Source organism: Treponema succinifaciens DSM 2489 (assembly GCF_000195275.1).
In the GTDB taxonomy this organism is placed as follows: Bacteria; Spirochaetota; Spirochaetia; order Treponematales; family Treponemataceae; genus Treponema_D; species Treponema_D succinifaciens.
In genome coordinates, this window is the sequence record NC_015385.1 from 2,139,084 (window position 1) to 2,164,277 (window position 25,194).

A 25,194-nucleotide genomic window follows, 5' to 3' on the forward strand; every position below is an offset into this window, starting at 1 on the left:
TTAATCAATTCACATCATGCGTAAGCCCTGGTCCGTCTTTTCCTATCATTCCTATCAATTGTAATGAATCCCACTAATCGCTATACTAGAGCCAAGACTATTTATCTTAGTACAAAAACTTTATGGAGGTTTTATATATGGCAGATACAATGCATGCTTTGGAAAAAAATCCGAACTGGAAAGGCCGTCGCGGTCCTGTGGTTCTTGTAATCATGGACGGTGTTGGCTACGGAAAATATGTTGAGGGCGACGCTGTAAAGGCAAGCCGCATGAAGTACCTTGACTGGTTCACGGCGAACTGTCCGCACACAAAGCTCAAGGCCCACGGAACAGCGGTAGGACTTCCTTCTGACGACGACATGGGAAACAGCGAAGTCGGACACAACGCTATGGGCTGCGGACGCGTGTTCGCACAGGGAGCTAAGCTTGTAGGCGAGTCAATCAAATCAGGCAAGATGTTCCAGGACGCAACCTGGCAGAAGCTCATCAAGAACGTGAACAGCAAAGGCTCAACCCTTCACTTTATAGGACTTGTATCTGACGGAAACGTTCACTCCCACATCGACCACCTCAAGGCGATGATTGAAGAGGCGAACAAGGAAGGAGTAAAGAAAATCCGCGTGCACGCATTGCTTGACGGACGCGACGTTGACCCTACTTCCGCACTGAACTACATCACACCGCTTGAAGAATTCCTTGCGGGCTTTGCAGGCTGCGACTATCAGATTGCCTCCGGCGGCGGACGTATGTACATGACAATGGACCGCTACAACGCTGACTGGAGCATGGTTGAGCGCGGATGGAAGGCGCACGTTCTGGGCGAAGGACGTATGTTCGACTCTGCGACAAAGGCAATCGAAACCTACCGCACCGAAGTCCCGGGCGTTCTTGACCAGGATATGCACGAGTTCGTAATCGCAAAGGACGGAAAGCCAGTCGGAACAATCAACGACGGCGACAGCGTAATCTACTTCAACTTCCGCGGAGACCGTGCCCTAGAGATGACACGCGCGTTTGAAACACCGGCAGGAGGCGAGCTTCCGTTTGACAGAAAGCGTGTTCCGGCCGTTGAGTATGCCGGTATGATGGAATACGACGGAGACGCGCACATTCCTGCCCAGTATCTTGTGAATCCTCCGAGCATTGACCGCACAATGGGCGAATACCTCACAAAGACAGGTGTTCACCTCATGGCGATTTCCGAGACCCAGAAGTACGGACACGTTACATACTTCTTCAACGGAAACAAGCAGGGCAAGTTCGACGAAAAGCTTGAGGACTATGTTGAAGTTCCAAGCGATGTTGTTCCGTTCGAGCAGCGTCCTTGGATGAAATGCGCTGAAATCACCGACAAGGTTATTGAGGCAATCAAGAGCGGAAAGTACGACCACATCAGACTGAACTACCCGAACGGAGACATGGTCGGACACACTGGCGTATTCAACGCGGTGGTCTGCTCAATGGAAGGCATGGACCTTCAGCTTGGAAGATTGAAGGCGGCAATCGAGGAAGCCGGTGGAATCATGTGCATCACGGCTGACCACGGAAACTCAGACGATATGTACGAGCACGCAAAGGACGGCAGCGTAAAGAAGGACAAGGACGGAGAGCCAAAGGCAAAGACATCGCACTCGCTCAACCCGGTACCGGGAATCATCTATGACCCTGAATACAAGGGCGAATACGACAACACCAAGCTCAACGACGGACTTGGAATCTCATCCTGGCCTGCAACAATAATGAATCTTATGGGCTATGTTCCGCCGACGGACTACGACAAGAGCATGGTCAACTTGAAGTAGGCACAACAATAAGCGCATAACAAAGGGCATCCCAAAAACGGATGCCCTTTGTTTTTTATTTTATTCTACTTGTTACTTGTTCAAAAGATATTCCGCGACAGCCTCGTAAGCCGGAATTGAAAGCGGGTCGATGTACTTGTTCGAGGCGTAGTAAGTCGAGGCAAAGCGCGCAATAACCATCTGCGCCGCCGGATCAATGTAGATTGCCTGCCCATGAACGCCGCGCGCCATGTATGCACCGTGCGAGTTGTTCGTAATCCACCACATATTGTGATAGCTCCAGCCCTGCAATTTCGGATAATCGCCTTTTGCAAACGTTGCCTTGTACTCATCGGAAGAGCCTCCGGTCGCAATGTAGTTTACAGCTATTTCAGGAATAACCTGCCTGCCGTTCAGCCTTCCGCCGTTTCTCATCATCTCGCCGAAAGCCGCCATATCGCGAAGGTTCAAGTCAAAGCCGCCGCCTGCAAACGCGATTCCAGAAGGGTCAACCTGGTAGTAGCCGTCGTAATGCGCGCCAAGAGGCTTCCAAATCATCCCGGAAACCATATCAGCAAGCCCCTGCCCTGTTACGCGCGAGCAAATCCAGGCAAGAAGCTCTGTGTTCACGGTTCTGTAGCCGAAAGCGTCTCCGTGTTCTGAATCAGGAAGTTTTTTTACAGTTGCAAGGTATTCGTAGTAATTCTGCGGGCCTGTGTAGTCTGCCGGGCGGAACACGTTTCCTGCCACAGAGTAAGCCCAGATTTCCGCGTTCGGGTTGTTGTAGTCCTCGCTGTATTTTACCGCGGTCGTCATGTCCATAACCTCTTGGACAGTCGCATCCGCGAAGCCTGAATCCTTTAGCTCTGGAATGTATTCAACGACTTTCTTTGACGGCTCAAGTTTGCCTTCAGCAACAAGAATAGAAGCGATTGTTCCAGTAAACGATTTGCTCACCGACATCGCCGCGTGAAGTCCGTCCGGCTTTAAGCCTGCCGGGTATTTTTCATAGACGATTTTTCCCTTGTGCATGACTATGATTCCGTCTGTATAATTCGCACCAAGCGACTCTTCAAAAGTCATCGTCTTGTCTGAATCCCACGGTGTGAATGTTACGTTTCCAATTGCCGGGTCAAGCTTTGTCTTTAGCTGATATTTTTTGCCATTGCCTGACGAGACATTCCGTGTAGGAAAAAACTCCCTCATGTGGTTCACGCTGTAGCGCAAAGCCGGAAACTCAAAGAACGATCCGTCCGAAGCATGAAGCGTTTTTTCCTGAGACGGCGGAAATCCTTTCATCCAGCCCATAACGTCGGGCACGGTCTGCTCTGCGGTAGGATAATTCTGGGCAAAGCCAAGAGAGCCAGCCAAAGCCAGCGCGGAAAATAAAACGGTTGCTTTCATAGCATTCCTCCTTAGTTAATATGATAGGTATTACTAAAAAGATAAGCATAAAGAGAGTGAACGGCAAATTTAGGATATTATAAAAAGATAGTGATTTCTATAGAGTGTCTATAGTAGCTCTCTATGGACACTCCATAGCGTCCATTATGGATACCTCATAGAGTGCTCTGTGGACACTCCATAGCGAACGCTATGCACAGTCCATAGCAGGTCGCTATGAACAGTGCATAGAGAATTGTTAGACTTAAACTGCTACGCCTTTACTGCTTTTAGTTCATAGGCATATCGGAGTTCACGTAAATTCTTTAAGATATTTACACTGCTTCCTGTATACCTTGTTCTGATTATGAGCGAAACATTGCCTTCGGCTACGCTTGACGGAACGCGGGCTATGAGCCGGGACGGCTTGTTTGCGGTGAGCTTGCGGGTTACTCGGTGCTCATTGCCTTCCATGTCAACAAAGAATACTCCCTGCTCTGTATCGGCTTCGTCCTGGATCTTGATTTTTTCACCTTCGATGATGACATCGTCTCCAATCTGAACTGTGCCATCCTTGTTGCCTGTAAGCGTATTGGTAACCGCTCCGATTACCGCTCCTCCTGAATCCTTGCATCCAGTTACCTTTACACTGATTTTGGAAGTTTCAGCGCGCAGGCTGGCGGAAGGCATAATGTCGAACGAGCACTTGTGTAGCGCAGTGTCGAACACGGAGTTTATGTCCTCGAATACTCCTGAAACCCTTGGAGAAAGGCTTCCCACTTCGTTTGAGTAAGTGCAGCCGGAAAGAGCATACTCAAAGACTTTTTTGTTCCTAAGCGAAAGGATATTCAGAATTGTCTCCTTCTTGATTTCGCTTCCTTCTGCAACAATCGCATCCGCGATGTCCTCGTCGCGCTTTGCCGCAGCAGGCACAACGTCCGCAAGCTGGTCGCGGTCATTGTCCTGTGTAAACGGGTTTGGTCTGAGCACAATGCTCCAGACATACTTTTTAGCCATTAAAACCTCCTTTGGTTTGGCGAAAATGCGGGGCTGCTACGCCCCTTAAATAAAACAGCCCGTGAGGATATTCCAAAAGGAGGAACTCCTGCACGGGCAGATTTGCGAGATTGTTATTACTGTGCTGTTCAAGCTGACTTTCTTTCTCTTCACGCTAAGAATTATAACATAGGTATTCCATGCACGCAAATAAAATATAATAAATGTTTACGCTTTGTCATCTTAGGGATTGCCCCAAAGCTCTATTGCATGGGATTCCCCTGTTCAACAATGACAAGGTTACCAGATTCTTAGGTTCAGCTTGTATGTGCCGGGGCGGACGCGGTACTGCTCAAGGGTGTCCGGACCGCAGGCTCCTGTTCCTACTCCTCGGTGGGCGGCGTCTATTACTAGAATCCACTTGCCTTCACTTCCTTTGGACAGGTCAACCAGTTCGCTTGTGTGGTGGCACTTGTACAAGTCCTGAGCTGTGTACGGCAAGAGGCTAAAGCTGAATTCTGTGTCCGACTGTACGTGCAGTGTCTTTCCGCCTCCTGAAAGCTCAAGGTACTTTACGCCGCACCTTAGTCCGTTTTCCTGCGGAACAATGTAAGGCACCTCAAGGTCTTTTATGTCCATTTCGTACAAGCCTTTGAGCGCGGAATACTTTCTGTCGCTATAGCATTCGTGGGGACCGCATCCGTACCATTTTGCCTTTGTAAATGCGCTGCTAACAGAAGCTTCAAGACCAATACGTGGATATTCCGGCACTGTACTGTTCAGGCTGAAGTCAGCGCATATTTCCATGAATGAATTGTCTTCCTGCCATGCCTTCTTTATAGCGCAAGAGCAAGTTCCAAAGTCAAACTTCTTTCCGTCCTTCTCTGAAACTATATGGAATACACCATGCGAGTCTTTTACGCCATGGGACTTGTCAAGCGCACAGTCCATCCAGAGCTTAGTAGGCTTTCCGATAAAGCAGCCGGGCACATTGTCGCTGTCAACTTTGTCGTAGAGGGCTTTTATTCCCTCATTTTCGGTGTAGGCATGGAACACTGCAGGCGCAAGGCTCAAGGCAAGCTGCTCGGCTTCCGTGGAAACGCAAGAGGCGCTGTCTGCAAAGCAAGTCCTGCCGGTGCAAATCAGTTCTTCGTCTGAACTGCACAGTTCGCCTTTTAAAGCCCAAGGTGTCTGTTCTGCATAAACAAAGTCGGCATGGAACACTATTTCAGCGCGGCTGTCTGCGTTAAGCACGCACTCACACACTTGAGGAAGCTCAATATGCATTGTTTTTCCAGGGAGAAGTTCTTTAAGCGGAATCTCACCCGATGCCTTTGCAGTTCCGTCAACTAGGCATGACCATTTTAAGCTTAAGAAGTCCAGCGGAACAAAGAAAGCCTTGCTTTTAACTTCAAAGATTCCCTGGGCGGCATGGATGGCTTTAAGGCGTACAGGTGCAAAAAGACGGCGGCATTCTTCCATTGCAGGCTTAGGGGTCTGGTCAGGGAAGTTCAGTCCGTTAAGGCAAAAGTCGTAGTCGCAAGGGCTATCTTCAAAGTCACCTCCGTACTTCCAGTATTTTCCACCCTTACTTTCACCAAGCTTTCCTTCCGGGGCATAGGCTGCTATTCCTTGGTCTATCCAGTCCCAGATAAAGCCTCCCTGAAGCCCCTGGGTTGACTCAATCGCATTCCAGTAGTCTGCAAGGCTTCCGTTTGCGTTTCCCATTGCGTGGGAATATTCGCACATGATTAAAGGCCGCCAGTCGTCGCGCTTTGTGGCATAGTCTACAATCAGGTCGATGCTCGGATACATCGGGGCAATGAGGTCGGTAAGCTGTTTTCCGTTTGCAAGGCAGTCAAGAGTGAAGTCTCCCTGATGAATCTGCGGGCGCACAAAGCCTTCGTAATGCACAATGCGCGTGCTGTCGTAGCCTCTAAGCCAGGCGGCTGTTGCCCAGTGGTTCTGTCCGTTGCCGCTTTCGTTTCCTAAAGACCAGCCGAAGATGCAGGCGTGGTTCTTGTCGCGGATTGCCATTCGCTGCACTCTCTGGATATATGAGTTGAGCCATTCCTCGCTGCGGCTCATAACATCATAGTATGCGTGGTTTTCGATGTTCGCCTCATCAAGGATGTAGATTCCGTAGCGGTCGCAAAGTTCGTACCAGCGTTCATCGTCCGGGTAATGGCAGGTGCGCACCGCATTGAAGTTGTATTTCTTGAGAGTCTTTATGTCGTGAACCATTTCCGCAGTGGAAAGAGTCTTGGCATTGGACTCGTTGTGCTCGTGGCGGTTCACTCCGTGGATGTAGACTTTCTTGGAATTGAACAGAAGCTCGCGCCGCTTTATTTCCACGGACTTAAACCCAACTGTAAATGAAGAGCTTTCTATATGCCTTCCGTTCTTTTCCAGAAGACTTACAGTTACAAGATAAAGCGACGGCGTTTCGTTAGTCCAAAGAGCAGGGTTTTCAATTACAATGTCTTTCTTTGCAAGCGAAAGGGTGTTGCGCACATCGAGGCTGCACGGAATTTTGCCGGACGCCACTTCTTTTCCGGGGATTCCTGTTGATGGAGTTCCTTCAATGCGGCAGACTTTGTATTCCACATCAAACTGCATTTTGTCCACTTCTGTCTGTGTCTTGTACTTGGCTTGCGATGTTGCAATGGCGACTTCAAGTGGAATCACGCCCTTCGGCTCTTCGCCTGAAAAGTCAATGTATGTCAACGCCTTTGCATCCTGAATGAAAACTTTTTCAGTTGAGTAAAGGTAGACGCTTCTGTGGATTCCGCCGAACCACCACTGGTCTTGGTCTTCAACATAGGAGGCGTCTGACCAGCGCACAACCTTTATAACAATTTCAGCGGACGAGCCTTTTATGAAATCAGTTATGTCGAATTCGCAAGGAAGCCTTGTGTCCTTTGAAACGCCGGCTTCAGTTCCGTTCACGTATACAATCGCAACGCTTTCCGCAGAGCCGATATGCAGAACTATACGGCGGCCATTCCATTTTTCGGGCAAGCTCACATTCAGCTTATAGTAGCCAGTGGGATTCTTTTGCGGCACAAACGGAGGCACGCAGTCAAACGGCATCTGGATGTTCGTGTAATGCGGAGAGCTGAAGCCCTGCATTGTCCAGGAAAGAGGCACTTTTATCTTCTGCCACTCAGTCTTTTCGTCCGGCTCATGTTCCGGGGAATCGAAGAAGCAAAAGTCCCATTCTCCGTCCAGGCTTTTAAAGAAGGAGCTTGTAGGCACTTCACAGGATTCAGGTCCTATGGCAGCCTCAATCTGCGACTTTTGCGACGACTCATAAGGAACAAGCGGGCTTCTCATTGGCAGCCTGTTTACTGATTGTATTTCTGGATTCTCCCAAACTCTTTTCATATTCACCTCAAGCTAAATAGTGTTTTTTCTTAACAATGCCGATTGTAAATCAGAATCACATAAATGCAACTTGGCGGAAGAACGAATGCGCAACCGTTGCCCATTTGGATATTAGAAAATTTGACAGATTAAATTTTGTGCTCCTATAATTAATCTCGTTAACGTTAACACAACGAATTTCGTTTTATCACTAGGAGGAAATTTTTATGAAATTGGTTTATAAAATTATGACCGCGGCTGTAGTTTCAGCCGGCTTATTTTTCATGGGAGGATGCAGCAAGGCTGAGCAGGAAAAGCAGCTTACAGTCTGGTGCTGGGATCCGCAGTTCAATATTTACGCAATGAACACAGCAGCTGAAATATACCAGAGGGAACATCCAGATGTTAAAGTAAATGTAGTTGAAACACCTTGGGCAGACTTGCAGCAGAAACTTATTACTTCACTTTCAGCAAATGACACAAAATCACTTCCTGACATCATCCTTTGCCAAGACACAGCAATGCAGAAAAATATATCAAACTATCCGAACGCATTTTATCCTTTGGACGGAAAAGTTGACATAAGCCAGTTCGCGCAGTTCAAGGTTGGCTACGGAGAGTTCAAAGGCAAGCACTATTCAGTTCCATTTGACAACGGAGCAACAGCTACATTCATCAGAACTGACATTCTTGAAAAAGCCGGACTCAAGCCTTCTGACTTCAACGATATAACCTGGAGACAGTTCCTTGAGCTTGGAAAAATTGTAAAGGCAAAAGCCGGTGTTCCGCTTCTTTCTTATGTAGGAACAGAACCTGACTGTATTTTCATTATGCTTCAGAGCGCGGGAAAATGGGTTTTTGACGAGAACGGAAATCCTTCTATGGTCGGAAATGAGGCGCTTAAGGAAGCTGTTTCAGTTTATTCAGAAATGATAAAGGAAGGCGTTTGCATTACAGTTTCTGACTGGAACGCATACATCGCAAGCATTCAGAATAGCTCGGTTGCGGCAACTATCAACGGATGCTGGATTGCAGGTTCAATCACAAATCAGCCGGCACAGAAAGGAAAATGGGCAGTTGTAAACACACCAAGGCTCGACAACATTCCTGGCGCAACAAACTATTCAAACCAGGGCGGCTCAAGCTGGATGGTTATGAAAAGCTCAAAGAATGCCGAAATTGCCTGCGACTTCTTGAACAAGACTTTTGCCGGAAGCACAGAACTTTACGAAACAATTCTTCCAACTTCTGGAGCAATTGCAACATGGCTTCCTGCATCAAAGACTTCTGTCTATGACCAGCCAAATGATTTCTTTGCAGGCCAGAAAATCTACAAGGACATTGTTGACTACGCCGGAAAAATTCCGCAGGTAAAATACGGAGTTTACAACTACGAAGCAAGAGACGCGATTGGAGTTGTTGTAAGCGACATTCTTACAGGAAAGAAAACCATTGACCAGGGAATAGAAGAAGCTGAAAAGCAAGTTAAATTCCTTATGGGTCTTTAATTGACAAAGCCAGCCGCAGGACAGAAGCAAACTTCAAAACATTCTTGTCTTGCGGCTTTATTTTTTCAGAGGTGCAAATATGAAAAGTAAATCGCTTGAGCGCAAATACAAAATTGCCGGATGGTATTTTGTAATGCCCGCTTCGCTTTTGATTTTTCTTTTTAGCTTTATTCCGATGGTCAGGGCTTTTATTCTTTCACTTCAGTCTGGAGTTGGAAACAATTTAAGTTTCTGCGGAATTAAAAACTACGTCAGGCTTTTTCAGGATGAGAAATTTATCGCTTCTCTGAAAAACGTAATTATATATTTTGCTTTTCAAGTTCCAATAATGCTTTTTATCGCCATTATTCTAGCTTGTATTCTTAATGACAAAAAACTGAAATTCAAGGGGCTTTTTAGAACTATAATTTTTCTTCCGTGCGCGACTTCACTTGTAGCTTCCGCCCTTATCTTTAAATCTCTTTTTGCGCTGGACGGACTTGTAAACGTTCTGCTAGTAAACCACCATTTTATTTCTCAGCCAATCAACTGGCTCACTCATCCTGTGTGGGCAAAGGTCATTGTAATTTTTACGATTACCTGGAGATGGACTGGATACAACACCGTGTTTTTTCTTGCGGGACTTCAGGGAATTGAATACAGCATTTACGAGGCTGCAAGAATCGACGGAGCTTCAACAGTCCAGACATTCTTTAGAATAACGCTTCCGCAGTTAAAGCCTGTTGTTCTTCTTACAGCAATCATGTCAACAAACGGAACTTTGCAGCTCTTCGATGAAGTAAAGAATTTGACTGGCGGCGGACCTGGAAACGCGACAATCACAATTTCGCAGTACATCTACGATTTGTCATTCAAGTACAATCCGCAGTTTGGATATGCAGCGGCAGTTTCTTACGCGATTCTTATAATCGTTGCGCTGCTTTCATTTATTCAGATTATTCTTGCTGACAGGAAGGAAAAATGAAAAAATCAGGACACATCACAGAAGTATTAAAATACGCCTTTATAATAACAGTTTGCTTCTTTTCTATATTTCCATTTTACTGGATGCTTTGCGGTGCGACAAACACAAGCGCAGACGTAATCACAGGAAGAGTTATTCCAGGCGCAAATTTGTTTGCAAACATAAAGACAATGCTTTCAACCGTAAAAATCGGACGCGCTTTCTGGAACTCACTGCGCACAACTGTCTGCGGAACTGTTCTTAGTATTTTTGTCTGCTCGCTTGCAGGCTACGGATTTCAGATTTTCAGAGACAAGGGAAAAGACACGCTCATGAACATTCTGCTTATTTCAATGATGATTCCATTCGCTTCGATTATGGTTCCATTGTTTAAAATGTTCAGCGTAATGCATCTTATGAATTCCACGCTAGGATTTATTTTGCCGACTGTTTCAACTGCGTTTCTGATTTTCTTTTTCAGGCAGAATTCGGTAACGTTTCCGCTTGAAACAATTCAGGCAGCAAGAGTTGACGGACTTGGAGAGTTTTCAATCTACCTTAAAATTTACCTTCCGATTATGGCTCCGACATTTGCGGCGGCGGCAATTGTAACTTTTATGAACAACTGGAACAACTATATGTGGCCTTTGATTGTTATGCAAAGCCAGAAAATGCAGACACTGCCACTTTTAGTTTCAGGACTCACAGCAGGATACACTACAGACTACGGACTTTTGATGCTGAACCTTTGCATTATGACAATTCCGACTGTTGTGCTTTTCTTTACACAGCAAAAGAGATTTGTTTCTGGAATTCTTGGTGCTGTAAAATAAAAGTTCAGACAAAAAAATAGGCGGAAATCTTGAAAAGGACACTCGAAATTTCTGCCTTTATTTTTCAGTAAAAAAAATTATTTTTTATTTGCTTTGTCAAACGCTTCCTGAACTGCAATTGCAAGCTGGTCAGCGCAGGAAGTTCCTTTTGTGCGGCACAAGTTTCCGCGGCACTTTTCTTGAATAAATTCAACAGTTGTTCCGTCAAGGATTTTTGAAATCGCCTTTAAGTTTCCGTCGCATCCATTTGTAAATTCAATTCCGCGGACAACATTTCCGTCAAGCTCGAATTTTATATTTGTGGCGCAAACACCTTTTGTCTTAAAATTGCAAACCATAAATTCCTCACTGGCTCAAAATCATTCTGTCAGAAATTGAATCCGTGTCGCCGCCGCTTGCAGTCTGGAATTTTTGGAGCAAGTCAGCAACTTGAAGATTCTTTTTTTCTTCCCCGGAAACATCGTAAACAATATGTCCGTCAAGCATCATGATAAGGCGGTTGCCGTAATGAATGGCGTGCTTCATATTGTGAGTTACCATAAAAGTTGTAAGATGGTCGCGCTCAACAAAATGCTGGGTTAGCTCAAGGACTTTATGCGCAGTCTTTGGATCAAGCGCCGCCGTATGTTCATCAAGCAGCAAAAGCTTCGGTTTTTGCAATGTCGCCATCAAAAGAGTAAGAGCCTGTCTTTGTCCGCCGGAAAGAAGTCCGACTTTTGAAGTCATGCGGTTTTCAAGACCAAGCTCCAAAAGTGAAAGCTGCTTTTTAAATTCTTCCTGTTCAGCGGAAGTAACGCCCCACTTAAGTCCGCGTTTCTTTCCACGGCGCAAAGCAAGCGCAAGGTTTTCCTGAATTTCCATAGTGGCAGCAGTTCCCCTCATCGGATCCTGAAAAACACGTCCAAGATATTTTGCGCGAATATGTTCCTTTTGGCGCGTAATGTCTTCACCGTCAAGAATAATCGAGCCAGAATCGCATTCATGAACGCCAGCAATCAGGTTGAGCAAAGTTGATTTTCCAGCTCCGTTTCCGCCGATTACAGTAACAAAGTCTCCGTCATTTAAAGTCAGGCTTATGTCTTTTAAAGCTTTGCGTTCTGTTATTGTTCCGGGATTAAATGTTTTTGAAACGTGTCTTACTTCAAGCATTTTTAGCCTCCACGGAAATTTTCTTGCAGCGCGAAGCCTTTTGCTTCAACACAGGAACAGAAAGCGCAATTGCAACTACGACAGCGGAAAGAAGCTTTAAATCCTGAGTTTTCATTCCAAGCTGAAGAACAAGCGCGATAATCAAACGGTAAATGACAGAGCCAAACACAACAGAAAGCAAGCTCCACCAAAATCCGAATCGTTTTCCGAAAATAACTTCGCCAATAATTATAGAAGCAAGTCCGATTACGATTGTACCGATTCCCATGCTTACATCTCCGAACCTCTGCTGCTGCATTACAAGTGAACCACTCATGGCAACAAGGGCGTTTGCAATCATAAGTGCCAGAATCTGCATTGAATCAGTGTTGATTCCCTGCGCACGGCTCATTGCGGCATTGTCTCCAGTTGAACGGATTGCGCTGCCGAGTTCTGTTCCAAAGAACCAGTACAAAATTGCAATCGCAGCTCCAGTAAAAATAATTCCAGTAATCAGACTTGAAACAGAAGTTGCGCTATAAGGGAAAAATTCTGACAAATTAAAAGCTTTGTTAATCCAGTCCATGATAGTTGTGTGGACTCTTGTCAAAGGCTGATTCGGTCCGCCAAGGACATGAAGGTTTATTGAATAAAGAGCAAGCTGAACCAATATTCCTGCAAGAATTCCTGGTATCTTGAATTTAGTTGTAAGAAAGCCAGTTACAAGACCAGCAATACTTCCTGCAACCGTAGCCACAAGAACTGCAAGCAAAGGATTTACGCCGCGGACAATAAGAAGAGCGCAGACGCAACCGCCCAAAGCGAAGCTTCCGTCTACAGTCATATCGGCAAAATCAAGGATTTTAAATGTGATGTAAACGCCAAGAGCCATGATTCCCCAAAGCACGCCTTGAGAAACAGCTCCCAGCATTGCGCCTGAAAACGGCACTAAAAAATCTAAAAAAGTATCAAACATAACTCAAAGAGTATATCAGATTTTTTGCGCCGTGTCATTTTTTTTCTATAAAATTTAACTATTTAATCAAGTCGGCTGGAATTTTTACTCCAATGGCGTCAGCAACTTCCTTGTTATACATAAAGTCGCATTTGTCCAAATACTGAATCGGCATCTGAGCAGGCTTTTTTCCGTTTGCAAAAATTTCAACAGCCATCTTTGCAGTCTGTTTTCCAAGCTCATAGTAATTGATTCCGTAAGTTGCAAGTCCGCCAGACTGACACATTCCGCTTTCTCCGCAGATTACAGGAATTTTTGCTTCTGTTGTAACGAGCGAAACTGTAGCCATTGAGCTTGCAATCATGTTGTCTGTAGGACAGTAAATTGCGTCAACTTTTCCAACAAGGCTCTGAACAACCTGCTGAACTTCATTTGTATTTGAAACTGTCGCATCTACAAAAGAAAGTCCTGCGCCCTTGCAAGCTTCCTTTGCAATGTTAATCTGAAATCTTGAATTCTCTTCGCTTGAGCAATACAAAAGTCCGACTTTTTTTGCGGAAGGAACAATTTTCTTAAGAAGGTCAATCTGGGCGGCAACTGGAGTAAGATCAGAAGTTCCGCTTACATTTGTTCCTGGCATTTTGTTCGATTCAACAAGACCGGCTGTTTTTGGATCTGTAACAGCTGTAACAAGGACAGGTATTGTTGAAGTCTTATTTGCGACTGCCTGAGCTGCAGGAGTTGCGATTGCGAAAATCAAATTGCTGCGTTTTGAAACAAGTTTGTCTGCGATTGTAACACAGTTTGACTGCTCGCCCTGGGCATTTTCATAGTCAATCTTAATATTCACGCCGTCAACATAGCCAGCATCTTTTAGTCCGTCAACAAAGCCTTTGTAAGAAGCGTCCAAAGCCGGATGCTCAACAAGCTGAATTACGCCGATTTTTATCTGCTTCTGTTTTTTTGCAGAACAAAGAAATGTGCCGGCAGCAATAAAAGCCAAAGACACTGCTAAAACTTTTGAAATTTTTTTCATGCTATTTCCTCCAAAAAAAATCCGCGGAAAAAATTCCGCAAAACAAAAATACTATAAACGAACTTAAAAAATTACTCAACAACATTGGAATTAAAGAAAAAGATATTACATTTTTACATAAACCATATCTTCTTAAGCTAATTTCGCTAAATTTTTCGTTAACTTAACATTACTTCCCTATTTCCATTTTTTCCAGTAGACTATGCTTTCTTGCCGTCAAACTGATGGGCAGGAAAGAATTTCGTATGAAGTTCTAATTCTACTTTTTTAATGAACAGATTTTTTTACCTAATAAAAGCCTGTTCAAAGGATATTGAAATGAAGAAATTCAATGTCGCTATTTTTAGCATGGCCGCTTTTGTCCTTTCAATTTTTTCTTCCTGCTCAAAAGAAAAAAAGGAAACTTTCAACCTGTACAACTGGAGCTATTACACGCCTGATTCAGTTCTTGAAAAATTCGCGAAAGAATACAACTGCAAAGTAAAAGTTGACTATTTTGATTCAAATGAAATGATGTATGCAAAGCTCCGCGCCGGCGCAAAAGGCTACGACCTGACAATTCCATCTCAAGACTACACTTCAATTATGATAAAACAGGGAATGGTTCAGAAAATTGATCACTCGCAGTTCCCGAATTCAAAATATATAAATCCTGAAGCACTTGAAAAAGCAAAGGGATACGATCCAGACATGACTTGGAGCGTTCCATATTGCCTCGCAGCTTCTGGAATTTCTGTAAACAAAACAAAAGTAAAAGACTACGAAAAGTCATTCGATATTTTTTCACGCACAGATTTAGCCGGACACATGACAATGATGGACGACATGAGAGTTACAATGGGAAGCGCGTTAAAGCACCTTGGCTACTCGCTGAACACAACAGATGACAAAGAGCTTCGAGAAGCCGCAGATTTAATCATAAACAAGTGGCGTCCAAATCTTATAAAGTTTGATGCGGAAGGCTACGGAAAATCATTTGCTTCAGGAGACTTCTGGGTTTGCGACGGCTATGCGGAAATTGTATTTGCTGAAGTTCCAGAAGACAAGCACGATGAAGTAATTGATTTTTTTGTTCCTGAATGCGGTTCAGCTGCGTATCTTGATTCAATGGTAATTTTAAAAGACGCCAAGCACTATGACCTTGCAATGAAATTTATTGACTTCAGCCACCGCCCGGAAATCTACGCGGAATTCTGCGACGCTCTGAAATTTCCTGCTTACATAAACAAGGAAGCTGCAAAGTACACAAAGAAAAAACCAATGTATCCAGTTGAAACTCTTGAAAAAGTTGAGCTCAAAATGGACGTAGGCGAAGCACTTTCAAAATATGACGCGCTCTGGCAGGAAATAAGATTTTCCGCAGAATAAAGAATATTCTTTATGTCATTTTCGGACTTGACTCTGCGATGCTTGCGTAGCAAACTCGGTTAGAAATCCTAAATGTGTATTGCAACCATTTAAATGTCATTCCCGTGCATCGACACGGGAATCTGTTGCAAACTTGCCGTGTTAACAATGCGGCAATTAAAAATAAAATTCACTTCTATTAAAAATTAACACAATTCTAACAATTCAATAACCTTCAAAAAACACAGCCGCTTTAGATTTTTCATCGTAAAATAAAAAACCGAACGGAGGTTTGAACTATGAAAAAGACTATGTATGCTGTGATCAGCGCAATCTCACTGGCAGTTTTAGGCGGAACATTATTTGCCGCTCCTAAAAAAGACAAAAACTTCGGAAAGAAAAGTGTTGTACTTATAAGCCGCGAAGAAGGAAGCGGAACAAGAGGCGCATTTGTTGAGCTTTTCGGAATTGAAATGAAAAACGCAGAAGGCAAAAAAGTTGACTTCACTTCTGAGGAAGCTGACATTACAAACAGCACAGAAGTAATGCTTACTTCAGTTGCAGGAAACAAATATGCAATCGGCTATGTTTCCCTTGGCTCGCTGAACAAAACCGTAAAGGCTCTCAAAATTGAAGGCGTCTCTCCAAGCGTTTCAAGCATTAAAAATGGAACTTATAAAATTTCCCGCCCGTTCAACATCGTAACAAAACAAACCGGACTTTCAGAAAACGCTTCTGATTTTATCCGCTTCATTCTTTCAAGCGACGGACAGGCAATTGTTGAAGCCAACGGTTACATCAGCGCGACTCAAAATCCAGCGTACATTGCAACTGGAAAAAAAGGAAAAATAACCGTAGCCGGTTCTTCAAGCGTAACTCCTGTAATGGAAAAACTTGCTGAAGCCTACGAAAAACTGAACCCGGAAATCAAAATTGAAGTCCAGATGTCTGACAGCACAACAGGCGTAAACAGCGCGCTCAATGGTGTCTGCGAAATCGGAATGGCAAGCCGCGAATTAAAAGACAGCGAAAAAGCAAAAGGCGCGCTTCAGATAAAAATTGCAATCGACGGAATCGCGGTAATCATCAACAAGGAAAACCCAACAGAAAGCGCATCGATTCAGTCAGTCAAAGACTTGTACATTGGAACAATCTCAAAATGGGGCGATGTAAAATAAGCTTGACGGCTTAACAAAAATTGCAGTGCAAATCCAGTTCGGACAAGCGCTGCAATTCAATTCTTTTAAAAGCAGAAAAATATGAAAAACAAATATATAGAACAGACAATGCGATTCGTTTTTCTTGCGGCGGCTTGCGTTTCAATCGCGGCTACAATAACAATCTGCATTTTTCTGTTTGCAAACGGCGTTCCTGCCATGCTTAAAATCGGACTAAAGAATTTCATCTTTGGTTTAAAGTGGAAGCCTTCCATAGATTTATACGGAATTTTCCCGATGATTGTAGGCTCAATTACAGTAACGCTTGGCGCATTGATTCTGGGAGTTCCGCTCGGACTTTTTACAGCGGTTTTTCTTGCGCGCTACTGTCCAAAACAGCTCTACAATTTTTTTGAAAGCGGCGTAAAACTTCTAGCTGGAATTCCTTCTGTTGTCTATGGTTTTTTCGGACTTACAGTCATAGTTCCTGCAATCAGAAATATATTCGGCGGAAACGGAACTTCAATTCTTGCCGCTTCGATTGTCCTTGCGATAATGATTCTTCCAACAATAATAAGCGTAAGCGAATCTTCAATACGGGCAGTGCCTTCACTTTACTTTGAAGGCTCCCTTGCATTAGGAGCTTGCAAGGAACGCAGCATTTTTCTTGTTGAACTTAAGGCGGCAAAAAGCGGAATAATGGCGGGAATAATTCTTGGAGTGGGACGCGCTGTCGGAGAAACAATGGCAGTCATCATGGTCGCAGGAAACCAGGCGATTCTTCCACGCAGCCTTGTAAAAGGAATCAGAACGCTCACTGCAAACATCGTTCTTGAAATGGGATATGCCGCGGACTTGCATAGAGACGCTCTCATTGCAACTTCTGTAATTCTGTTTATTTTCATTTTGATTATCAACTTGTGCTTTTCTCTCTTAAAAGAAAAAAAGGAGTAGCAGATAAAATGAAAACTTCGCAAACATTTCAGTCAAAAGTTTTAAAGTCGTTCGTACTTGGAGCCGGAATTTTTACAATTGCAATTTCATGCGGAATCGTAATCTACATTCTTGCAAGAGGAATTCCGAATCTAAATCTGTCGCTTTTCAGCATAAAGTACACAAGCGAAAACAGCTCGCTTTTTCCAGCATTGATAAACACGCTTTCTGCAACAGCAATAACGCTCGCAATAGCAGTGCCAATTGGAATCGGAGCCGCAATTTATTTAAGCGAATACGCATACCGCGGAAGCAAAATCGTAAAGGCAATCAGGCTTGCGACAGAAACATTGTCGGGCATTCCTTCAATCGTGTACGGACTTTTCGGATTTTTGTTTTTCGTAACTTTCCTGCACTGGGGATTTTCTCTGCTTGCCGGATGCTGCACACTCGCGATTATGATTCTTCCTGTAATCGTTCGAACAACAGAAGAAGCCTTGCTTTCCGTAAACGACAGCTACCGTGAAGGAAGCTTCGGACTTGGAGCAGGAAAACTCCGCACAGTATTCTGCATAGTTCTGCCTTCCGCAGTTCCGGGAATAATCGCGGGAATTGTCTTGGGTACAGGACGCATCGTTGGAGAAACAGCAGCTTTAATTTACACAGCAGGAACTGTCGCGCGGATTGCAGGCGGAATGCAAAGTGGAAGAACTCTCGCAGTCCACTTGTACGCGCTTTGGAGCGAAGGACTTGCAACTGGTCAGTCTTACGCAACGGCAGTAATTCTTCTTGCCATAGTTCTAATTCTGAACTGGCTAAGTTCTCTTCTTGAAAAAATAATCACAAGGAAAAACAAAAATGAATAAAAGCAAAATATCAGTCCAAGACTTAAATTTATTCTACGGAAATTTTCAGGCGCTTTACGATGTGAATCTTGAAATTCCTGCGAACATGGTTACAGCGTTCATCGGACCAAGCGGCTGCGGAAAATCAACTCTGCTCAAAACTTTCAACAGGATGAACGACCTTGTTGTAGGCTGCAGAACAGAAGGCAAAGTTTTAATAGACGATGAAAATATTTTTGAAAACATAGACGTGAACCTGCTCAGAAAAAAAGTCGGAATGGTATTCCAAAAGCCGAATCCGTTTCCAATGAGCATTTACGACAACATCGCCTACGGTCCGCGCACCCACGGAATCAAACGCAAAAGCGACTTGGACAATATCGTTGAAAAAGCCCTGCAGGATGCGGCAATCTGGGATGAAGTAAAAGACAGGCTGAACAAAAGCGCGATAGGACTTTCAGGCGGACAGCAGCAGCGTCTTTGCATTGCACGCGCGCTTGCAATAGAACCGGAAGTGCTTTTAATGGACGAGCCTACAAGCGCGCTAGATCCAATCAGCACAAGCAAAATTGAAGACACAATCGCTGAGTTAAAAAGCAAATACACAATTGTAATTGTAACTCACAATATGCAGCAGGCAACACGCGTAAGCGACTTAACGGCATTTTTCCTGCTCGGAAAAGTGATTGAGTACGGACAAACGGAACAAATATTCAGCTCACCGAAAAACAAAAAGACGGAAGATTATATCACGGGAAGATTCGGCTGATATTTTTCAAAACAGAAAAGCAGAAATTTCTACAAGAGGAAAAAGATGAGAAACAACTTTAACCTGCAGCTAAATGAACTGCACGAAGACTTAAAAAAGATGGGAACACTTTGCGAAGACTGCATAACATTTGCAACCCAGTCGCTTCTCCTTGGAGACACCGAGCTTGGAGAACGCGCAATCCAAGCGGAAAAGCAGACAGACATAATGGAAAAAGAAATTCAAAATCTTTGCATGAGAATTCTTTTGCAGCAGCAGCCGGTAGCAAGCGATCTTAGAACCATAAGCGCGGCAATCAAAGTAATCACAGACATGGAAAGAATCGGAGACCAGGGAAGCGACATTGCAGAGCTGATAAAGAAAACGCAGATTCCATTTGAAGCCTTTAACTCTCACATCGCGGCAATGGCGGACTGCATAATCCGAATGGTTACAGGCAGCGTGGAAAGCTTTATCAAGCAGGACGCAAAACTTGCCAAGCAGATTGCAGACCTTGATGATCAGGCGGACGATCTTTTTATCCAAATCAAAAACGACATTCTGGACATGATGTCTGGAAAAACAAAGCATGACAGAGCATTCGGAGAAAAAGCTCTAAACACACTTATGATCGCAAAGTACCTTGAGCGCATAGGAGACCACGCTGTAAATATAACTGAATGCGCGCTCATGGCGGCAGGCTCGCAAAACGCGCAACAGGAATAAAAAGCGCAAAACTAAAACATTGCAAGCCGTTATAAAATCCTCGGAGCAACCGGGGATTTTTTTATGAGAAAACAGTAAGCGCAAATTCACTGAAAGTTTATTTTAAGCTAACAAAAATCAAACAGAAAAATTTTATTTTTTTGGCAACAAAGAAATAAATCTGCAAGAACAAAAACATTGCAGGTTTCATCAAGCAAATCTTTAAGATAGGAGTTATCTTATGAAAAAACTTTTGGCTGCATCCGTTGCAGGAATTCTTGTATGCGCATCAGTTTTCGCACAGAAAGTTTCGCTCACAAACACATTCGGAGCAAATGACGACAACACAGGAAACGGAGACTTTCTTGAGTTCAACAGAAAAGTAAAAAACAACGGAGATTTAGACGACGGATTTGAAAACGAAGAAGCCCACGTAGACAACAGGCTTCAGCTCGACTTTTCTTCTGAACAACTTGACGGAAGAGTCCGCATGGAAACTTACGGCCTTAAGCTCAACGGAAAAGAATCCACAACAAGACTCCGCGGCTTTGTACGATTTTCGCCATTTGAGCAGATTGGACTTGCAATAGGAAACGAATTCTTCACAAAAATTACAACAGACGCAGCTTACCTTGGAGCGGCAGACGACACGCCAAAATGGGGACGCATGGCAGAAAACGGATTCGCGGTTGTAGCTCTTCCAGTTGAAGGCTTAAAGATTTCCGGCGGAATAAGAGGAAACACAGAGTACGACAACAACGACAATTACCGCCTTGACTTCGGAGCGCAGTACATGGCAAAAGACCTTGTAACTTTCGGAGCAACAGCAAAAAGCGTGACTAACGACGACCGCACATTCGGCTTGTTCGCTGGAATCAACAGCATTCAGAACATGATGATCAACCTTGGATTTGTGTACAACGCAAACGACACAGACTTCATTCCGGAAGAAACAAAATACGCGCTCACCTTCTCGGCAGGATACGAAATGAAGGACGCAGGATTTTCAATTTACGCCGATGTTGTTTCAGGACTTTCAAGCAAGTATATCGACAAGGAATACAAGACAAGCGATTTGAAAAATGACAACGGAGACAAGGGAATTCCGTTCCAGGCAAAGCTCCTTGCAAACTATGCGCTTACAGAAGCAACAACACTTTCTCTCGCTGTAACAGAAGCCACAGTTATTGGCTGGGACGACGCATACACAACAACAGTTTACCCTTACGCAACATTCGCACTCCCACAGAACATGGGCGACATTGACATGGGCGTAAGAATGGAGCTTACAAGCGACGGCCTTACAAAGTTCTCTATCCCGTTCAGCTGGAAATGCAAGTTCATAAACAAAAAGTAAAACCTGTCATATCCTAGAAACCTAAAACAAACTGTCCGTGTGGCCGCCCCCTTTGCCATGCGGATTTTTTTATTGAGCACGGTAATTTTCCCCTCTCATTGCGGAGGGGATTTTTTTGTTTTTGGGACTGCGCTGTTTAGTTTTTTTATCTGGCGCTCCACATTCTGCGCAAAGTTTCCGTAAGCGGAATTATCCGCAATCGACATGGCAGAAAGATACGGAACAAGCTTTTCGTTTATTGTCCGCACAAGCCTTCCCTTTATTGAATACGCGCTTTCATTTTTTAACGCCCTTCCGCGCACAAACTCATCGTTCGCCTTGTAAAAATCATTCTCGGCATTCCGCAAAGACTGAATCAGTTCCGCCACGCCATCCAAAGACGCAGCGTCACTTTTTTCCTGCTCCCTCGAAAAATCCTCCAGTATGCTTTCTATAAGCGAAGACTTTGACGAATAGTTTTCCGAAGTAATTTTAAGACCGTACTTTTTGAACACGGCAAGAAGACGCTTGGCGCACTCTCTTTTTTCCGCCGAAGGAAACACCGCATAGCCTTTTAAAAGCGCATTCAGCTTCCTGATTTCCTCATTGCGCGCCCTGTCTTTTTCCGCCAGAGAACTTTTAACCCTGTCCTGCATAATCGCCGTCGTGATTTTTGCAGAAAGCCTTTCAATCTCGCCGAATATTTCCGCAAGAAACTTGTCCTCAATCTCAAAATCCTTGTAAAGCCGCACAAAATAATCAGAAAGTCCGTCTGCAGCCGTTACACGTATTGAATTTCTAAGCTTATTCATTGCTCCTCCACTCAAAATCACCATGATTTTTATAGAAAATAAATATTTTTTAACAAAATCATAATGATTATAATAAAAAACAAATACTTTTAATGAAAATCAAAATGATTATGTATAATAACAAATATTTTTGAATAAAATCATAATGATTGTATTAAACATAACATATTTTTTAGAATAATCATAATGATTTTTATAGAAAACTAATATTTTCACAAAAAATCACCGTGATTGTAGCAAATAATAAATATTTTTAACAAAAATCGTTATGATTATAATAGTTACTTTGCAACAATCAGCGTGTAGCGCATTATTGTGCTATTTTGAACCAGGAAACCGTACCTTGGAGCCAGTTTTATGCTGAATACATTTATAATGCGTTTGCACGGGAATGACATAAAACTTATGCCTGGCGGCGACTGTTTTCAAAGAAAAGCCGTTAGACTTTTATAATCCGTGTGGCAATTCCCCTTCAAACTAATTTTTAACACAATCAACACAAAGGCAAAACACTTGGCGCAAATAATGCCTGTATGAACTTTGATGAAATATTGTCTGGCAAAAACCTTTACACTGTTTTTCAGCCGATTGTCTCGCTGGAAACTGGAGACGTATTTGCTTACGAGGCTCTCACAAGAATTGACGAGTCGGTTTACATCGGAAGCATAAAAAATCTGTTCAAAATTTCAGAGGACGCAAGCCTTTCCTGGCAGCTTGAAAAAAAGTGCATAAAGTCCGCGCTCAAGACTGCAAGGGCTTTGGGGCTCAAGCGCAAGCTGTTCCTGAACATAAATCCAAACGTCCTTCTGGAAGAAGAGTTTCAGGAAAACTACATAAAGAGCAAGCTTGAAAAAAACGGAATAGAGCCGTCAAGCATCGTGTTTGAAATAACCGGTCAGAAACTTAAAGGCTCGGAGCAAAAACTTTGCGATGCTGTTCTTCACTTTAAAAATCAAAAACTAAAGATTGCGATTGACGACATCGGTGAGTCCTATGCTGCCCTTAACAGAATCTGCACTCTTAATCCGGACTTTATAAAAATCAGCATAGACTTGGTTCAGTCTGTTCACAAGGACAAAGTAAAAAAGGAGATTGTAAGAAGCCTGAGCGCGTTCTGCAAAAACTCTGGAATCAAGCTGATTGCCGTCGGAGTTGAAACAGAAGAAAATCTTGCGACAATAATGGAACTTGGCATTCCTTACGCCCAAGGATTTTTTACAGGAAAGCCGGAACGTGTTTTTACTAAGACAAGCAAAGAGGCGTTTGTAAGAATAATTTCATACCAGAACAAAAAAAGCTCAAAGTTCGTTGAAGAAAAAAAGAGCATTGACAAGAAAAAGACACAGGCAATCATTCCCACGGAAGGAATAAAGCAAGACAGCCGCCCTATTTCGCAAATCACAAGAAAAGGAATGACAATTCCAGAAACCATGGCGGTTGCGGATGTTCTTGCCTTGTTTAACGCGAACCCGGAAATTTCAATCTTCACTGTTGTGGACAGCGCAAGCAAAGTCATGGGAATTATTCCGCGCATTACGTTGTTCAAGGTTCTGGGCACTCAATACGGATTCAGCATTTATTCCAAGAAGCCGATTTCGCGCCTAATGGTTACGGATTATCTTGCAGTCGATTTTTTTGAGCCGGTGGAAGTTGTTGCGTCAAAGGCGGCATCCCGTGCGGAAGAGCATCTTTACGACCCGATTGTTGTTGAGCAGAACGGAATTTATTTTGGTGTTGTCATATTCAAGGACTTGCTTGAAATCATCGTGAATGTTGAAGTTCTTGAACGTACACAGGAGCTTAACAAGACCACAAGAAAGCTCTTGGAGCAGGAAGCAATGCAGCAGCGCGACTTAAAGCTTGCCGAGATTGTTCAGAAAAGCATTTATCCTAGCCGCGCGCCAAAAACTTCCAAGTGGGACTGCGCATACATCTTTAAACCGATGGCTTCTGTTTCCGGCGATGTCTATGACTTTTACTACGATGACAAAGGCAGCCTGAATGGAGCCGCGCTTTTCGATGTTTCCGGGCACGGAGTCGCTTCCGGGCTTGTGGGAATTCTTTCCAAGTATCTTGCCAAGGACACTTTCCGCGAAAACAAAAACGAGGAGCTAAGCGCGCTTGCAAGAACATTCAACAAAAAACTCATAAAGGAAAAGGCGAATGTTGAAAACTATCTTACAGGAATTCTTCTGCGTATAACGGACAGCAAGATTGAATACGTGAATGCCGGACACACGGACTTGCTCTGCATTGACAGCAAAAGAAAAGTTTCGGTTGCAGGTGGAGCGAACGGAAGCTTTAGAGGCTCGTTTCTTGGAATTGAAGGACTGCCAGACAATTTTGAAACTGTGGACATTCCACTTGAAAAAAACTCGTGCTACATCATGTTCACGGACTGCCTCACAGAAAGCCGAAACCTTGCAGGAGACGAGCTTGGCATTGAGCTTCTTCAAAAAATTCTTGCAAGAGCTCCACAAGGAACAAGCGCAAAGCAGCTTCTGGAATATTTAATCGACATTTTTGAAGCGTTTACAGAAGCCGTTCCTTTGCGCGACGACCTTACAGTTATTGTGCTTAAGTATCTTGGTGAATGAGCAAACAAAAGGCGTGTTAAAATTTAACAGAGTTTTAACATTCCGAATATTGAAAACCGGTGCGTTTGCTCTATAATGAAATTGCTATGAAAATACTGATTGTAGATGACGAAGAGCCAATCCGCGAGCTTATTAAATACAATGTTGAAAAACAAAAGTACGAAACGTTCACGGCAGAAAATGGACAGCAGGCACTGGAACTTTGCCGCAACAAAAATCCAGACCTTGTAATTCTTGACCTTATGCTTCCAGACATGAGCGGACTGGACATCTGCCGCATAATCAGAAACGACAGTTCCATAAAGAACATTCCAATCATCATGGTTACTGCCAAGACAGAAGATTCCGACATTGTAACAGGTCTTGAGCTTGGAGCAGATGACTATGTAACAAAGCCGTTCAGCCCTAAAGTTCTGCTTGCAAGAATCCAAAGTGTTTTGCGCAGAAAGGGAGAAGCATTCCGTTCAAATTCAGACGAGGATATAAAAATCCGCTCACTTGTAATTTCACCGCTCAAGCACAAAGTTACGCAGAACGGAAAAGAGGTTGAACTTAGCGCAACGGAATTTTCTATTCTTGAATTTCTTGCGCGGCACAAGGGACAGGTCTTTAGCCGGCAACAGATTATCAATGCGGTAAAAGGCTCAAGCTATCCTGTAACAGACCGGTCAATTGATGTTCAGATTCTTGGCATAAGAAAAAAAATCGGAGACAGCCCGGAAAGCTCAAATCCGTTCATTGAAACTTTGCGTGGCGTTGGCTACAGAATTTGCGAGGAATAATAT

At 43.8% G+C, this 25,194-nt stretch carries 21 protein-coding genes; 13 read left to right on the top strand and 8 right to left on the bottom strand.

Annotation, left to right across the window (positions count from 1 at the left end; translation table 11 throughout):
* Window positions 1-137: 137 nt before the first annotated feature.
* The gene (gene gpmI / locus TRESU_RS10205) at window positions 138-1,802 is read left to right on the top strand and encodes a 2,3-bisphosphoglycerate-independent phosphoglycerate mutase (RefSeq protein ID WP_013702136.1); all 1,665 of its coding nucleotides are present in this window, start codon (window positions 138-140) and stop codon (window positions 1,800-1,802) included.
* Between the two features lie 72 nt (window positions 1,803-1,874).
* On the opposite strand, the gene TRESU_RS10210 is transcribed toward gpmI, so the two are convergent.
* The 3 genes from TRESU_RS10210 to TRESU_RS10220 all read right to left on the bottom strand — a co-directional run bounded on the left by TRESU_RS10210 (window position 1,875) and on the right by TRESU_RS10220 (window position 7,547).
* Entirely contained in the window at window positions 1,875-3,185 is a 1,311-nt protein-coding gene (locus TRESU_RS10210) for a serine hydrolase domain-containing protein (protein WP_013702137.1), read from the bottom strand.
* Between the two features lie 252 nt (window positions 3,186-3,437).
* Entirely contained in the window at window positions 3,438-4,181 is a 744-nt protein-coding gene (locus TRESU_RS10215) for a DNA-binding domain-containing protein (protein ID WP_013702138.1), read from the bottom strand.
* A gap of 279 nt (window positions 4,182-4,460) precedes the next feature.
* On the bottom strand, window positions 4,461-7,547 hold the full coding sequence (locus TRESU_RS10220) for a glycoside hydrolase family 2 (RefSeq protein WP_013702139.1): 3,087 nt from the start codon (window positions 7,545-7,547) through the stop codon (window positions 4,461-4,463).
* 206 nt (window positions 7,548-7,753) lie between these two features.
* Here TRESU_RS10220 and TRESU_RS10225 point away from each other — a divergent pair, with 206 nt between their 5' ends.
* The 3 genes from TRESU_RS10225 (at window position 7,754) to TRESU_RS10235 (ending at window position 10,810) form a co-directional block, all read left to right on the top strand.
* A complete protein-coding gene (locus TRESU_RS10225) occupies window positions 7,754-9,034 on the top strand; it encodes an ABC transporter substrate-binding protein (RefSeq protein WP_013702140.1) in 1,281 nt (426 codons plus the stop codon).
* 79 nt (window positions 9,035-9,113) lie between these two features.
* The gene (locus TRESU_RS10230) at window positions 9,114-9,998 is read left to right on the top strand and encodes a carbohydrate ABC transporter permease (protein ID WP_013702141.1); all 885 of its coding nucleotides are present in this window, start codon (window positions 9,114-9,116) and stop codon (window positions 9,996-9,998) included.
* Window positions 9,995-10,810 carry a carbohydrate ABC transporter permease gene (locus tag TRESU_RS10235; RefSeq protein WP_013702142.1) on the top strand — a complete coding sequence of 272 codons (816 nt, stop codon included), beginning with the start codon at window positions 9,995-9,997 and terminating at the stop codon, window positions 10,808-10,810. The genes TRESU_RS10230 and TRESU_RS10235 overlap by 4 nt, the downstream gene beginning before the upstream one ends.
* Window positions 10,811-10,887: 77 nt before the next feature.
* Here the strand turns inward: TRESU_RS10235 and TRESU_RS10240 are convergent, their stop codons facing one another.
* Genes TRESU_RS10240 through TRESU_RS10255 form a run of 4 tightly spaced genes read right to left on the bottom strand, consistent with a single transcriptional unit; the run spans window position 10,888 to window position 13,929 of the window.
* A complete protein-coding gene (locus tag TRESU_RS10240; RefSeq protein WP_013702143.1) occupies window positions 10,888-11,148 on the bottom strand; it encodes a TIGR03905 family TSCPD domain-containing protein in 261 nt (86 codons plus the stop codon).
* A 7-nt stretch (window positions 11,149-11,155) separates the two neighbouring features.
* Window positions 11,156-11,959 (bottom strand): ABC transporter ATP-binding protein, encoded by an 804-nt coding sequence (locus TRESU_RS10245; protein ID WP_013702144.1) that lies wholly within the window; start codon window positions 11,957-11,959, stop codon window positions 11,156-11,158.
* Window positions 11,952-12,914: an ABC transporter permease gene (locus TRESU_RS10250; protein ID WP_013702145.1), complete on the bottom strand. Its 963-nt coding sequence runs from the start codon at window positions 12,912-12,914 to the stop codon at window positions 11,952-11,954. The genes TRESU_RS10245 and TRESU_RS10250 overlap by 8 nt, the downstream gene beginning before the upstream one ends.
* A gap of 58 nt (window positions 12,915-12,972) precedes the next feature.
* On the bottom strand, window positions 12,973-13,929 hold the full coding sequence (locus TRESU_RS10255) for an ABC transporter substrate-binding protein (protein WP_013702146.1): 957 nt from the start codon (window positions 13,927-13,929) through the stop codon (window positions 12,973-12,975).
* 318 nt (window positions 13,930-14,247) lie between these two features.
* Between TRESU_RS10255 and TRESU_RS10260 the strand changes: the two genes are divergently transcribed.
* From TRESU_RS10260 to TRESU_RS10290, 7 genes are all read left to right on the top strand, one after another.
* Complete coding sequence (locus tag TRESU_RS10260; protein WP_013702147.1) at window positions 14,248-15,297, top strand: extracellular solute-binding protein; 1,050 nt, start codon at window positions 14,248-14,250, stop codon at window positions 15,295-15,297.
* A gap of 278 nt (window positions 15,298-15,575) precedes the next feature.
* Complete coding sequence (locus tag TRESU_RS10265) at window positions 15,576-16,454, top strand: substrate-binding domain-containing protein (protein WP_013702148.1); 879 nt, start codon at window positions 15,576-15,578, stop codon at window positions 16,452-16,454.
* A gap of 81 nt (window positions 16,455-16,535) precedes the next feature.
* Window positions 16,536-17,387: a phosphate ABC transporter permease subunit PstC gene (gene pstC / locus TRESU_RS10270; protein ID WP_013702149.1), complete on the top strand. Its 852-nt coding sequence runs from the start codon at window positions 16,536-16,538 to the stop codon at window positions 17,385-17,387.
* An 8-nt stretch (window positions 17,388-17,395) separates the two neighbouring features.
* The gene (gene pstA / locus TRESU_RS10275; RefSeq protein ID WP_013702150.1) at window positions 17,396-18,232 is read left to right on the top strand and encodes a phosphate ABC transporter permease PstA; all 837 of its coding nucleotides are present in this window, start codon (window positions 17,396-17,398) and stop codon (window positions 18,230-18,232) included.
* Window positions 18,225-18,980: a phosphate ABC transporter ATP-binding protein PstB gene (gene pstB, locus TRESU_RS10280; RefSeq protein ID WP_013702151.1), complete on the top strand. Its 756-nt coding sequence runs from the start codon at window positions 18,225-18,227 to the stop codon at window positions 18,978-18,980. Before pstA ends, pstB begins: the two co-directional genes overlap by 8 nt.
* Before the next feature lie 45 nt (window positions 18,981-19,025).
* A complete protein-coding gene (gene phoU / locus TRESU_RS10285) occupies window positions 19,026-19,685 on the top strand; it encodes a phosphate signaling complex protein PhoU (protein WP_013702152.1) in 660 nt (219 codons plus the stop codon).
* 220 nt (window positions 19,686-19,905) lie between these two features.
* On the top strand, window positions 19,906-21,021 hold the full coding sequence (locus TRESU_RS10290; protein WP_013702153.1) for a hypothetical protein: 1,116 nt from the start codon (window positions 19,906-19,908) through the stop codon (window positions 21,019-21,021).
* 95 nt (window positions 21,022-21,116) lie between these two features.
* On the opposite strand, the gene TRESU_RS10295 is transcribed toward TRESU_RS10290, so the two are convergent.
* A complete protein-coding gene (locus tag TRESU_RS10295) occupies window positions 21,117-21,812 on the bottom strand; it encodes a DUF6261 family protein (protein ID WP_013702154.1) in 696 nt (231 codons plus the stop codon).
* 533 nt (window positions 21,813-22,345) lie between these two features.
* Here TRESU_RS10295 and TRESU_RS10300 point away from each other — a divergent pair.
* Together TRESU_RS10300 and TRESU_RS10305 are read left to right on the top strand one after the other, a co-directional pair.
* The gene (locus TRESU_RS10300; RefSeq protein ID WP_013702155.1) at window positions 22,346-24,409 is read left to right on the top strand and encodes an EAL domain-containing protein; all 2,064 of its coding nucleotides are present in this window, start codon (window positions 22,346-22,348) and stop codon (window positions 24,407-24,409) included.
* A gap of 86 nt (window positions 24,410-24,495) precedes the next feature.
* Window positions 24,496-25,191: a response regulator gene (locus TRESU_RS10305; RefSeq protein ID WP_013702156.1), complete on the top strand. Its 696-nt coding sequence runs from the start codon at window positions 24,496-24,498 to the stop codon at window positions 25,189-25,191.
* The last annotated feature ends 3 nt before the right edge of the window (window positions 25,192-25,194 follow it).

What these genes read in the sequence shown, in the direction of transcription:
- gpmI (WP_013702136.1), top strand. Translation starts at nt 138, where the DNA reads ATGGCAGATACAATGCATGCTTTGGAAAAAAATCCGAACTGGAAAGGC.
- TRESU_RS10210 (WP_013702137.1), bottom strand. Translation starts at nt 3,185, where the DNA reads ATGAAAGCAACCGTTTTATTTTCCGCGCTGGCTTTGGCTGGCTCTCTT.
- TRESU_RS10215 (WP_013702138.1), bottom strand. Translation starts at nt 4,181, where the DNA reads ATGGCTAAAAAGTATGTCTGGAGCATTGTGCTCAGACCAAACCCGTTT.
- TRESU_RS10220 (WP_013702139.1), bottom strand. Translation starts at nt 7,547, where the DNA reads ATGAAAAGAGTTTGGGAGAATCCAGAAATACAATCAGTAAACAGGCTG.
- TRESU_RS10225 (WP_013702140.1), top strand. Translation starts at nt 7,754, where the DNA reads ATGAAATTGGTTTATAAAATTATGACCGCGGCTGTAGTTTCAGCCGGC.
- TRESU_RS10230 (WP_013702141.1), top strand. Translation starts at nt 9,114, where the DNA reads ATGAAAAGTAAATCGCTTGAGCGCAAATACAAAATTGCCGGATGGTAT.
- TRESU_RS10235 (WP_013702142.1), top strand. Translation starts at nt 9,995, where the DNA reads ATGAAAAAATCAGGACACATCACAGAAGTATTAAAATACGCCTTTATA.
- TRESU_RS10240 (WP_013702143.1), bottom strand. Translation starts at nt 11,148, where the DNA reads ATGGTTTGCAATTTTAAGACAAAAGGTGTTTGCGCCACAAATATAAAA.
- TRESU_RS10245 (WP_013702144.1), bottom strand. Translation starts at nt 11,959, where the DNA reads ATGCTTGAAGTAAGACACGTTTCAAAAACATTTAATCCCGGAACAATA.
- TRESU_RS10250 (WP_013702145.1), bottom strand. Translation starts at nt 12,914, where the DNA reads ATGTTTGATACTTTTTTAGATTTTTTAGTGCCGTTTTCAGGCGCAATG.
- TRESU_RS10255 (WP_013702146.1), bottom strand. Translation starts at nt 13,929, where the DNA reads ATGAAAAAAATTTCAAAAGTTTTAGCAGTGTCTTTGGCTTTTATTGCT.
- TRESU_RS10260 (WP_013702147.1), top strand. Translation starts at nt 14,248, where the DNA reads ATGAAGAAATTCAATGTCGCTATTTTTAGCATGGCCGCTTTTGTCCTT.
- TRESU_RS10265 (WP_013702148.1), top strand. Translation starts at nt 15,576, where the DNA reads ATGAAAAAGACTATGTATGCTGTGATCAGCGCAATCTCACTGGCAGTT.
- pstC (WP_013702149.1), top strand. Translation starts at nt 16,536, where the DNA reads ATGAAAAACAAATATATAGAACAGACAATGCGATTCGTTTTTCTTGCG.
- pstA (WP_013702150.1), top strand. Translation starts at nt 17,396, where the DNA reads ATGAAAACTTCGCAAACATTTCAGTCAAAAGTTTTAAAGTCGTTCGTA.
- pstB (WP_013702151.1), top strand. Translation starts at nt 18,225, where the DNA reads ATGAATAAAAGCAAAATATCAGTCCAAGACTTAAATTTATTCTACGGA.
- phoU (WP_013702152.1), top strand. Translation starts at nt 19,026, where the DNA reads ATGAGAAACAACTTTAACCTGCAGCTAAATGAACTGCACGAAGACTTA.
- TRESU_RS10290 (WP_013702153.1), top strand. Translation starts at nt 19,906, where the DNA reads ATGAAAAAACTTTTGGCTGCATCCGTTGCAGGAATTCTTGTATGCGCA.
- TRESU_RS10295 (WP_013702154.1), bottom strand. Translation starts at nt 21,812, where the DNA reads ATGAATAAGCTTAGAAATTCAATACGTGTAACGGCTGCAGACGGACTT.
- TRESU_RS10300 (WP_013702155.1), top strand. Translation starts at nt 22,346, where the DNA reads ATGAACTTTGATGAAATATTGTCTGGCAAAAACCTTTACACTGTTTTT.
- TRESU_RS10305 (WP_013702156.1), top strand. Translation starts at nt 24,496, where the DNA reads ATGAAAATACTGATTGTAGATGACGAAGAGCCAATCCGCGAGCTTATT.